Here is an 11778-nt window from a genome sequence, read left to right as displayed (position 1 = left end):
AAATCCTCTTTGACACCTGAACGACTAGCCAAGAAACCGTTGCGGAATCCAGGGAGCGGTTTTTGGAGCGGACAGCAACAAATCAAAGAACGATTGGCAGTCATCACTACCGGGCAATGCTTCAACACTGTTCTTGATGGCATTGCTGAGTGTGGATCCCAGACTGTCATCAGCCAGTAAATGGTATTTAGCAGCGAATTCGTCGCTCGACATAGGGTTGCCGGGGTCGCCCTTGGCTGTCGCGGTTGGGCTCGTAAGACACGTGCCGTCTTTCAGGGTAACCGTGACGCGGGACAGAATTTCCTCCGGGAACCTGGTGGACAGGTCAGGCGCCTCATGAAGGGTTATTTTCGCGCTGATACTCAAGATGTCTGGCGCATGAATGGAATCCCCGGTGACCTCTTTAGGCCCCAGCTTGCCGCGAACGATCAAGGCAGCCAGCGGGAACGCTAGCGCATACTGGGCCTCGTCCGCATTCTTCGGAAAATGCCCCTGCAAACACACAGACTCGTGGAACGTTTCGACATCAATGGTCTCGATCAACTCCGCAGTGATGGCTGGATGTGCTCGCATCAAATCGGTCATGGCCGTGAGTGCCGGTTGCGCCCAGCGACATACCGGCCACGGTTTGAAATATTGCTCGTCGATTTCCCAGCGGGTTCCAATGTCCTGCCAGAAAGTGGAAATCTCCAAAGGTTCAACGGTGGCGGCAGGAGCGCCAGTGACACCGAGCTGCGCCATCAGTAGTGCGTTCAGTCCGGCATACGCCCCGGCGCCGTGAGCATCACGCAACATCGTCGGAAAGCTCACCAGGCGCATCATCGGGCACCTGGGGCCAAAGTATTCCGCGATACCCAGCGCATGACGGAACGTCGTTTCATCAAGCTTCAGCAAGCGGGCGCCAGCGCAAACGACCCCGATCCCGGAAAAGGCGCCTGAGGCATGATATTCAGGGGCAGTGGCCATCAATGCCTGGCCCGCCCGTAAGGCGGTCTCGTAACCGATGCACAGTGCGCTGAGGAATTCTTCGCCACTGATGTCTTTGCCCTGACTGCGATACGCGTCAACCAATGCAACAATGGCCGGGACAACGGTTGCACCCGCATGCCCCTTGGAGGTGAAGTGACCTTCATGTGCATCCAGGCTATCAACGCAGAAACCGCCTGCATACGCGGCGCCCAATGGATGTACGGCTCTGCCGTCGAACCAAAGGCGGCTGGACAGCTTGTTGGCAGAGTAGTGGGTGTCCGCGTAGGTTTTGAGCATCACGCTGGTTTGATTGTCGCGAGCACCGGCGGCCACACCAATGATGTCGAGCAGGCAAGTTTTAACCAACTCGCGTGTATGCAGGGGCGCGTCCTTGTAACTGAAATTCTGGACGAATGAATACAACTGCATTTCATGATTCCTGAATGATGAACGCCGAAACGGATAAAAAGTTGCCCGGGGCAGGGCAACCTTTTATGCAGATTTAAATGAAGGGACTATTTTTTTGCGGTGGCGGTATTAGCCGCGGCTCGTGCGTCTGCCAGCCAGCTGTCGTATTTCGCGCGATGGGCCGCGATCCATTCTTTGGCGTGACGAGTAATGTCAGCTGCACTTTTTTCACCATTGTGCATTTTGAGATTTTGCGCGCTTTCATCGTCGGTAGTGATCTGCATTTCAGACAGGAACTTCACGGCAGCCGGATTTTTCTCGGCGAACTCTTTGTTAATAACCGCTTTGACACTGTCTACGGCGAAACCAAGGTTTTTACCATTAAAGGTAGTGTTGACATCGTTTTTGCCACCGGGAAGATCCGTACGCGGCACGGTTAACCAGACAACATCTTTGCCTTCGACCAGAACACCGGAGATCCACTGAGGTACCCAGGTGTAGTAGAGAATCGACTTACCTTGTTTATAACGAGCGATGGTGTCCGCCATCAGGGCAAAATAGGAACCCTGGTTATTTGTGACGGTTTTTTCCAGGCCATAGGCTTTCATATGGTGCGCAATGATGAGCTCACAGCCCCAACCGGGATTGCAACCTGTCAGGTCGGCTTTACCGTCGCCATTACTATCGAACAGCTTGGCAATTTCTGGTTTTTTCAAATCATCGATAGTGGTGATGTGATACTCATCAGCCGTTTTCTTATCGATCATATAGCCCTGCAACACACCCGGCATAATGTCGCCGGTTTTCACCATCGTCTCATCGCCGCCGGCCTTCTGGTAGAAAGATTTGTGCAGTTCTTCCCACAAATGCACTGAGAAATCCGCGTCACCATTGGCAAGCGCAACCATCATGGTGGAGTACTCGGTTTCCTTTGGTGTTTCAACGTCGTAGCCCAACTCCTTGAGACCCGCCATTGCAATCTCTCCGCGAAACCGCTCCTCGGCGATTGACGGAAAGATCGGGGTGATGGATACCCCTTTTCCGGGCTCCTGCGCCGTTGCGGCCGATGCAAACACAGGTGATACCGCTAAAACTAAAAGCGCCACAGAATGAATGAATTTCTGTTTTATTCCGAAGGTTGTGAAGTTCATTATCGTTTACCTTGGCTGGGTTACTAAGTTGGCATTTCTTTTTGTTCACAACGCGCCGCTAAGCGGGTTAACTTTCTTTGGGACTAACTTCTATTTTTGTAACAGTGTTTTTTCTCTTCAGGCGATAAATGACACCCGCCGGGCCGGTCTGGTACCAGTGTTCACCTTTGGTCGCCCTGTTACTGCGTTCGCCCATTGCCTGAGTCAGGCGGTCAAGGAAAATCGCCAGCAATACCAGCCCCAATCCACCGACGGTTGCCAAGCCCATATCAAGGCGACCAATCCCGCGAAGCACCATCATCCCCAACCCGCCCACCGAAATCATTGATGCGATCACCACCATGGAAAGTGACAACATTAATGCCTGATTCAGGCCCGCCATGATCGTCGGTGCAGCTAAAGGAAGTTGAACCCGCCTCAGCATCTGGCGTGGGGTGCATCCGAATGCCCGGGCGGCCTCAACCTTGTCTTCCGGTACCTGGCGAATTCCCAGATTGGTGAGCCGCACGAGTGGTGCTACCGAAAAGATGATCGTGACCAGTACGCCCGGTACGTTGCCGATACCAAACAGCATCACGACGGGTACCAGGTAAACAAATGCGGGCAGCGTTTGCATGGCGTCGAGTACCGGACGCAGAAGCATCTCCAGTCGGTCACTACGGGCACACAAGACACCTAGTGGTATGCCAATAACTGCGCAGAAAAACAGTGAAGTGAGCACCAGAGCAAGGGTAATCATGGCGTCATTCCACACGCCGATCACGCCTAATAGCGTAAGAGTAACAAAGCAAAGAATACCTATTCTTTTTCCGCCTACCTGCCAGCCAAAGAGCGTGGCGATAATAATGAATATTGACGGAGGAATGGCCAGTAGTCCGTACTGAATACCATTAAGTACCTGGTCGATTGGCCATCTTATCGAGCGGAATACCTCGCGGAAATTCTGAACCATATAATTAAGGGCAACTTCTACCCATTGGCCCAAAGGGACGTTGATGGATTGAAACGGGTCTAGAAAGCTGAATTCGTTCATGCTAATCACCTGAATGTCCGAGCCTGGCAAGCCAGCGAGTAGAGCCTATTAGTGACGGCTCATTGTCTGGAGCAGTAGGCTCTTGGAGATCGTGCCTTTGAACACACCCTGGCGATCCAGCACGGCAACCGGATTAACTGCATCGGCAACGATGTGGAAGACGTCCTGCAGGAGTACATCGTCGCGTAGCGTAGGAGTGGATTGATCCATGGCGTACGGATGCTCTGCGCAAATTTTGGCAACATCACCCGCCTTGAGGATCTTCGAGGCATCAAAGCCTTTGAAGAAAGCCCTGACGTAATCGTTCGCGGGGTTGCAAAGCAACTCTTGCGGGGTACCGATCTGAACTACCCGACCACCCTCCATGATCGCAATGCGATGGCCGATGCGAATCGCCTCGTCAATGTCATGGGAGATGAAGATGATGGTGCGATGCTGTTCTGCCTGCAGGCGGATCAGTTCGCCCTGCATTTCGTGGCGAATCAACGGGTCAAGTGCCGAGAAGGCTTCGTCCATCAGCAGGATGGCGGGGTCGTTGGCCAGCGCTCGGGCCAGGCCTACCCGCTGTTGCATACCGCCGGACAGTTGGTGCGGATAGCTGTAGGCGTGGCCATCGAGCCCCACCTGTTTAAGTGCCTCGAGAGCACGCTTATGCCGTTCACTTTCCTCGACGCCCGAGATTTCCAGGCCGAAAGCAACGTTGTCGATAACACTCATGTGGGGCATCAGGGCAAACGACTGAAACACCATGCTCATGTCTTTGCGACGAACGCTGAGAAGATCGGCGTCCGACAGACCAGTGATTTCTTGTCCGTTAAGATGGATCGTTCCGGAGGTTGGCTCGATCAGTCGATTGAACAACCGCACCATCGTCGACTTCCCGGAACCGGAAAGCCCCATGATGACGAAAATCTCTCCACGTTTTACGGAGAAACTGGCATCAAAAACGCCAACGACTTGACCGGTTTTGCTGAAAATTTCACTTTTATCAGCACCGCGAGCCAGCATCTCCATCGCGAGCTTTGGCTGAGTACCAAAGACTTTGTAAATGTTTTTTACCGAGAGTATCTCGTCACCAAGACTCATAACCCCTCCTGCTGCAAATACGACGTAAGATCAAGAGTTTAGATACACGTATCTTAATCAGTTAAGACGGTGCTTATAAGGGCAGTCAAGCTGGGAGAAAGGTTGGGAGTTAGTCATTGTGACCATCCTCTTTATTATGTGATGTTTATTATTCTTGTTTTATCGACGCTGAATTGGGCAGTGCCTTGAGTGACAAGTTATTACCTAATAGAGTCAGCGTCTAACAACATTTCTTCCGGCCAATCAATAACGTCATGTTATCAATTAATTAGTCGTATCAATTTACGACTGCGACAGTGCTGGTTGCGAAGGGGACTGCCGCTGGCCCTGTCTTAGACCCTCTGTTTCAGCTACGCTCCAGCATAGGTTCTAGGTGGAAACCCTCTTGCCGATCTCGTCCCTAACGGCCCTCCCAAGGGCCCCGAACCGGATATTCAATACTCTAGGTTATGGTTAAGCACATCGATCCAGACATGACGCTGCTGAAAATGCCGTCTCTGAAAGCAGTGAAGTCATTCGTAGCCGCCGCCAAATATCAGAGTTTTACGCGTGCGGCTGAAGCGCTGTGCGTTACTCAAGCGGCAATTAGCCGTCAGATTCGGGAGCTTGAGGCGTACCTTGGGGTGGATCTCTTCAAGAGGGTGGGGCGAGCAGTCGAGTTGACGGAAGCCGGATCCATCTTTTTTGATGCGGCACAGTTATCTTTCGTCAACATTTCCCAGGCGGCGGAGCGCATTCGCACCAACAATGCAGGCAAACGCACGTTGACGCTTTGCTGTTCTCCCGCGTTTTCAGCCCTCTGGCTCGCAGCGAAGCTACCGGGGTTTTTTACCAAGAACGCAGACATCGACCTCAATCTGGTAACCACTCAAAACTTTTTATCGATGGAGCCGGGTGTAACTCCGGACATCTTCATCACCAAAATGGCTAGGATTCAGGATGGCTACCGCAGTTATCCGTTGTTTCATGACGTCATCTACCCGGTGTGCACACCTCGTTACAAAGAGGAGCACCCTGAACTGTCCAGCCTGGAAGGATTACGCGACGGGGTTTTGCTAAACCTCAGCCCCTATGGCAGATCCCAGGTAGCGGAGCACGTTGACTGGGGCGTTTGGCTGGCTTATCACGATGTTGATATCGAGAAACGTCCCCACGACAGCCCTCACGTCTTCAACGCGAACGACTACAACCTGGTAATCAGCATGGTGTTAACCCACCAAGGCGTAGCGCTGGGATGGAATCACCTGGTCGAAAACCTGATCGAAAACGGCACGCTGATTCGTCCGATCGAAGAAGAAGTGGTTCTCCATGAAAGTCAGCACTATCTGACATTTCGTGAAGACCGGATCAATGACGACGCCTGTTGCCGGCTACGCGACTGGATCCTCGCCCAGTTTTCCTGAGCTGTTTAGAAGATAGGAGCACTGGCGGAGCAGTGACTCGGATGGCGTGGATGTACCGGTGGTGATCATTCGTGGTTCTCACCACCGGCAGTGTTGCCCTTAGCCGACAGATCTTAACGGGATCGTGTCATTGAGCTGCTCAAGCATCGTTTTGCAGTACCAATCATCAAACTGACATACACCAATTTCGCTGGCCACCGACAATGGACCCGGCTCGTAAGCAGGAGAGCTGACGCCGACCTGTGCGCCTTCAACCAAGGTGCGATCCTGGTCATTGGTTGCAAGCCAAACCTTGGTCAGGCGATCGATGTCGTAGTCGACACCTTCCTGCGCGTCCTTCTTGACGATCCATTTTGTAGTGACCATTGTCTCGCCCGGACCAAGGGGCAGGACGCGGAAGCTCAGCGCGTGATCGCCCAGAAAGTGGTTCCAGGTGGATGGGTAGTTGAAATAAAGCAGGGCACCGATGTTGGCTTCACCGGTTGTGTCCAACCGGCCAGCGACCGCAGGCTTGCCATCCATGGTGTAGCTGACGGCCCCGGAAAACAGGGGGATGCGCGTCATTCGGAAACGACCTTCATCATCCATGACCAATCGGCTAGGCAGACCTGCCGCCTCGCAGCGATCCCAGTGCTCTTTGAGTTCGAGATCTTCATCGCCGCCGGCGCCGCCCACTGATGGGTTGTCCACGAATGAGTGCATCAATTCCGGGTGAGTGCAGTCGCAGTGGTAGCACTCACGGTTGTTCTCGAAAACCAGTTTCCAGTTGCCTTTCTCGATGATGTTCGACTCAAACGCGACTTTGCAGTCGTCCAGGTTATGAGGCGCAACGAAAGGGGTGACGGATTTTCTGAACGAAGAAAAGTCTGGGGCGACGTCAGCAACACACACATAGATGTATGTTTCGACGACCTCACAATGCACGGACTTCAACCCATGCTGAGACTTGTCGAAATCGTCCCCCATGTTCCCGGCGAACAGCAGGCGGCCATCCAGTTCGAATGTCCATTTGTGGTAAGGGCACACCAGCTTGGCGACCTTGCCGCTTGCTTCCGGGCACACCTTGGAACCGCGATGACGGCAGGAGTTGTGGAAGGCCCGAATCTGTTTGTCTGCGCCACGGACGACCGCGACGGGGTAGTCGCCGACTTGCAGCGACAGGTACTGACCCGACTTCTCCAGCTCAAATGTGTGCCCTGCGAAGATCCAGCTTTTGTGCCAGATCTGTTCCAGATCCTGCCTGTAAACATCTGGGTCGCTATAGAGGGCACCTGGCAGCGCATGGTCAGGCTTGCGCTGCGCAATAAGATTTGAAACTGCCGATTTAGTGCTCACGGTCAACACACTCCAAAATACCAAAGGGACGACAAAAGACCATTGTTTGCATCAATCTCGATATTAGGTAACGCCATTTCGCCAATAAAATATCGCTGTTGTAAAGACTACGTCTGCAATCACACCCCAACAAGAAACTTTTACGCTTATCAATACATAAACAAATGTTATCGATCGATAGCGTAGCGTTAAGATGCTATTCGTAACCAATTGAATTTAAAGGATAAATATTTTTCGACTCTATGCGCTATATCGCTTTAAAGATGTCTGCGCGGGGAAGACACGCTATTGACCACTCTATTGCCCCATGCCAGTCTGGATTCAACAGCTAACGGTACTTAGTCAGTAAAACAACCTCTGGCGATCTCGTGTTTGAGCATTGGCAACTGTCCCGTGAAAACATGGAGATTTTTATCGCGCCTCAAGGCATCAAAGCTGACGCGCTCGTTGATCTTCCACCTAACTCGCATTCGGAGCATTTATCTTGAAATTTGAAGGTATCTATACGCCAGCAGTAACGCCTTATAACTCTGATGGGGAGATTGACTGGAATGTGTACTCGGAAGTTTTGGAGTCGCTGATTGAGGCGAAGGTGCACGGCATTGTTATCGGCGGGTCGACCGGCGAGTATTATGCGCAGACTTCGGAAGAACGCACCGAGTTGGCGGCCTACGCCAAAGATGTGATTGGCACTCGGGTGCAACTGATCGTCAGTACCGGGGCGATTCGCACCGAAGATGCGGTTCAGTACGCCAAGGATGCGAAATCGATCAAAGCGGACGCGATTCTCGTCACGTCCCCACCTTACGCGCTGCCAACCTCACAGGAAAACGCGATTCACGCGCTCACTATCGATCGCGCAGCGGACTTGCCGATCATGCTTTACAACTATCCGGGGCGCATGTGCGTTTCGATGGATGAAGAATATTTCACCCGTGTCGGTCAATCGAAAAACGTCATCGCCATCAAGGAAAGTTCCGGCGACATGGGCCAGGTGCATAGGCTGGCCCGGCAGTTCCCCAACATCGCCTTGTCCTGCGGATGGGACGACCAGGCCCTCGAGTTTTTTGCCTGGGGCGCCCGCAGTTGGGTGTGCGCAGGTTCCAACTTCCTGCCCAAGGAACACGTTGCGCTTTATGAAGCCTGCGTGATCGAAAAGAACTTCGACAAAGGCCGTCAAATCATGTCGGCAATGATGCCGCTGATGAATGCGTTGGACGGTGGCAAGTTCGTGCAATCGATCAAGTACGGCTGCGAAGTTGCCGGATTGAAAGTCGGTAACGTGCGCCTGCCATTGCAGCCACTTGAAGCGGACGAAAAGCTGAGTTTCGCGTCGGTCATTACTGAACTCAAACGTAACGTAGCCAACATTGCTTCGGGAGCCAGCCATGGGTGATCTTCTGAGCAAGGCCGAATATGCCGCTTTGGCCAAAGACATTTCGTTGCCATCCAAGGCGTTCATCAATGGCGCGTTTAAACCCGCGATCTCGGGCAAAACCTTCGCCACGAACAATCCGGCGACCGGTGAGTTTTTGACCGACGTCGCAGCTTGTTCGTCCGAGGATGTCGACTTCGCGGTGAGCAATGCCAAGGAGGCCTTTGAGGATGGACGCTGGAGATCTATTTCTCCTCGGGAGCGCAAAGCTGTTCTGTTGAAGTTTGCAAACCTGCTCGAAAGCCATCAACACGAACTGGCCGTCCTCGAAAGCCTCGATAGCGGCAAACCGGTCAGTGAATGTCAGTTGGTCGACATCCCGGACACCATCCACACGATCCGCTGGCACGCAGAACTGATTGACAAGATTTATGACAACACCGCCCCGGTGGGCAGCGACGCGCTGACCATGGTAGTTCGGGAGCCGATCGGCGTGGTGGGCTGCGTGTTGCCCTGGAACTTCCCGCTGCTGATGCTGGCCTGGAAAATCGGCCCGGCGCTCGCTGCGGGCTGTTCGGTCATCGTCAAACCTGCCGAACAAACTTCGCTGACCACGTTGCGTGTCGCTCAGCTGGCGTTTGAAGCCGGTATACCCGCTGGTGTACTGAACATTGTGACCGGCACAGGCAAAGAGGTCGGTGAGCCGATTGGCTTGCACAACGACGTCGATATGGTGAGCTTTACCGGCTCCACCGCGACCGGCCGCCGCTTCCTGCATTACGCCGCCGATTCGAACCTGAAACGCATCGTGCTTGAGTGCGGTGGGAAAAATCCGGCCGTAGTGATGGACGATGCTCAAGACCTGGATCTCGTCGCTCAGCATGTCGTCAACGGCGCGTTCTGGAACATGGGCGAAAACTGCTCTGCAACGTCACGTCTGATCGTCCACGCGTCTGTTAAAGATGAGCTGCTAGAGCGCATGGGCGCCTACATCCGCGAATGGAAGATGGGCGACCCACTCGATCCGGAAAACCGCGTAGGGTCGCTGGTCAGCCCTGAGCATTTTGCCAAAGTGAAGTCGTACCTTGAGCACGCCGCCGCCGGAAAGCTTGAAGTTGTTTACGGTGGCGCGACCAAAGATGGTGCCTTTGTAGAGCCAACGGTGATTGACGGTGTCGGTCGAGACAACCGGCTGTTCCAGGAAGAGATCTTCGGCCCGATTCTCTCGGTCACCACCTTCAACACGATCTCCGAAGCCATTGCCCTGGCCAATGACACGGTATACGGCCTGGCGGCCTCGGTTTATACCAGCAGTCTGCGTCGGGCGATCAAGTTGTCGCGTGAAATTCGCGCCGGCATCGTCACCGTGAACTGCTTTGGTGAGGGCGACGCATCGACACCATTCGGTGGCTACAAGGAGTCGGGCTTCGGCGGTCGGGACAAATCCATTTTTGCCCATGACCAGTACACCGAAATCAAAACCATCTGGATCGATGTGTCTGATCGGTCGGATGAAGAGACCGAAAAATGAGCACCCATACCATCAAGCGCCTGCCGGTAGACACCGGGGTTTCAGGTTGGGAGGCGATTTCCGCACGCACTGCGCCTGTCCGCATGCTTGATGGAAACGTGACGGCGGACTGGCTGATTATCGGGGCCGGTTTTGCCGGCCTGTCCGCCGCTCGCAGACTTTCACAGCTGCACCCGGGTGACAGCATTGTCGTGGTCGATGCTCATGAAGTCGCTAAGGGGCCGTCGGGCAGAAACTCTGGCTTCATGATCGATGTGCCGCACAGTCTGTCGTCCGGGGAATACTCCGTGGCGAGTGAGTCTGCAACGGCGCTGGAGATTACGCAAAATCGTTTTGCGATTGCTTTTGCCGCTGAAGCCGCGCGGGAGTACGGCATGTCTGCCGACACGTTCGACCCTTCCGGGAAGATCAACGCGGCCGCCACTGAGCGGGGATTGAAGCTGAACGTCAATTACGCTCAATCCCTTGAACGCATTGGCGAGAAGTTCGAGATGTTAGATGCCGCGCAAATGCGCGAAATCACCGGGTCCACCTATTACCACGGTGGGATCTACACCCCCGGCGCAGTGATGATTCAACCCGCGCAATACATTAGAGACCTGGCAGCAGGGCTCGAAGGGAAAATCACGCTGTTCGAACGCTCTCCGATTATTGAATTGACCAAGCAGGGAAGTGGTTGGATCGCTCGATCTCATAACGGGACGGTGCAAGCACCCAAGGTCATTCTTGGGGTCAACGGCCACATTGAAGACTTTGGCCATTATCAAGGACGCCTGTTGCACGTCTTCACTTACGCCTCCATGACAGCGGCGTACAGTGATGATGCATTCAGGAAAGAGGTGCCGGGCAAAGCCAGGTGGGCGTTGTTGCCGGCGGATCCAATGGGCGCGACCGTTCGCAAGATATCTTCAGACGGTCTCTCGCGTATTGTCATTCGGACAAAGTTCACCTATGACCCGAGTATCCAGGTCACTCCAGAGCGGGTAGCTGCGGTGGCCAAAGAACAGCGACATTCCTTGGATGCCCGCTTTCCCGAATTGAAATCCACTGCGTTGGAGTTCAGCTGGGCCGGCCGCCTGTGTTTGAGCCGTAACAGCGCCGCTGCATTTGGCGAGATCGAAGAAAACCTGTATTCGGCTTGCTGCGAAAATGGGCTGGGAACGGTCAAGAGCACCCTGGCAGGTGTAATGGCGGCGGAATTGGCTTCGGGTGTACGTTCTGATTTTCTGGACAGTTTCAGTCACGCGCCAGGACCCAGCAGGCTACCCCCCAAGATAATAACGAAGCTGGGTGTCAGTTCGGTTATTCGCTGGCATGAGTTTTGGGCCGGGCGAGAAGGTTAACAAGTTAAGTCGTCGGCTTTTCCAATAAAGGCCGTTTAACAAGTCACTACTAAGGGATGGCAAAGGCCGTATAGCCCAAGGGTTCCAGCTCGCATAAACAGTTTGGTCACGGCGTCAGCGGTTGGTTCTTCGATGCGCAGATTC

9 protein-coding genes and 1 pseudogene are annotated in these 11778 nt (G+C 53.8%); 5 read left to right on the top strand and 5 right to left on the bottom strand.

The features are described 5' to 3' along the window. Positions 1–24: 24 nt before the first annotated feature. The 4 genes from F6R97_RS02695 to F6R97_RS02680 form a co-directional block, all read right to left on the bottom strand. Entirely contained in the window at positions 25–1398 is a 1374-nt protein-coding gene (locus F6R97_RS02695) for an MmgE/PrpD family protein (RefSeq protein ID WP_315865991.1), read from the bottom strand. Positions 1399–1484: 86 nt separating this feature from the next. Further along, positions 1485–2528 carry a glycine betaine/L-proline ABC transporter substrate-binding protein ProX gene (gene proX, locus F6R97_RS02690; protein WP_080772124.1) on the bottom strand — a complete coding sequence of 348 codons (1044 nt, stop codon included), beginning with the start codon at positions 2526–2528 and terminating at the stop codon, positions 1485–1487. A 67-nt stretch (positions 2529–2595) separates the two neighbouring features. Next, a complete protein-coding gene (gene proW, locus F6R97_RS02685; RefSeq protein WP_038982995.1) occupies positions 2596–3561 on the bottom strand; it encodes a glycine betaine/L-proline ABC transporter permease ProW in 966 nt (321 codons plus the stop codon). 48 nt (positions 3562–3609) lie between these two features. Continuing rightward, the gene (locus tag F6R97_RS02680; protein WP_038982996.1) at positions 3610–4647 is read right to left on the bottom strand and encodes a glycine betaine/L-proline ABC transporter ATP-binding protein; all 1038 of its coding nucleotides are present in this window, start codon (positions 4645–4647) and stop codon (positions 3610–3612) included. Between the two features lie 449 nt (positions 4648–5096). On the opposite strand from F6R97_RS02680, the gene F6R97_RS02675 reads away from it, so the two are divergent. Then, positions 5097–6050, top strand: a complete 954-nt coding sequence (locus tag F6R97_RS02675; protein ID WP_048393034.1) for a LysR family transcriptional regulator — start codon at positions 5097–5099, stop codon at positions 6048–6050. A 99-nt stretch (positions 6051–6149) separates the two neighbouring features. On the opposite strand, the gene F6R97_RS02670 is transcribed toward F6R97_RS02675, so the two are convergent. Further along, entirely contained in the window at positions 6150–7385 is a 1236-nt protein-coding gene (locus F6R97_RS02670; RefSeq protein WP_038982998.1) for an aromatic ring-hydroxylating oxygenase subunit alpha, read from the bottom strand. Positions 7386–7747: 362 nt separating this feature from the next. Here F6R97_RS02670 and F6R97_RS02665 point away from each other — a divergent pair. The 4 genes and pseudogenes from F6R97_RS02665 to F6R97_RS02650 form a co-directional block, all read left to right on the top strand. Continuing rightward, positions 7748–7873 (top strand): annotated as a pseudogene (locus F6R97_RS02665) (GntR family transcriptional regulator); the annotation flags it as partial. Then, positions 7870–8781: a dihydrodipicolinate synthase family protein gene (locus F6R97_RS02660; protein WP_315865990.1), complete on the top strand. Its 912-nt coding sequence runs from the start codon at positions 7870–7872 to the stop codon at positions 8779–8781. The pseudogene F6R97_RS02665 and the gene F6R97_RS02660, both read left to right, overlap by 4 nt. Continuing rightward, positions 8774–10291 carry an aldehyde dehydrogenase gene (locus F6R97_RS02655; protein WP_315865989.1) on the top strand — a complete coding sequence of 506 codons (1518 nt, stop codon included), beginning with the start codon at positions 8774–8776 and terminating at the stop codon, positions 10289–10291. Before F6R97_RS02660 ends, F6R97_RS02655 begins: the two co-directional genes overlap by 8 nt. Beyond that, a complete protein-coding gene (locus F6R97_RS02650; protein WP_038983001.1) occupies positions 10288–11634 on the top strand; it encodes an NAD(P)/FAD-dependent oxidoreductase in 1347 nt (448 codons plus the stop codon). The genes F6R97_RS02655 and F6R97_RS02650 overlap by 4 nt, the downstream gene beginning before the upstream one ends. Positions 11635–11778 lie beyond the last annotated feature (144 nt).

Source organism: Pseudomonas sp. JV414, assembly GCF_032424305.1.
Taxonomy (GTDB): Bacteria; Pseudomonadota; Gammaproteobacteria; order Pseudomonadales; family Pseudomonadaceae; genus Aquipseudomonas; species Aquipseudomonas lini.
This window is presented reverse-complemented; position numbering and strand designations above follow the sequence as displayed.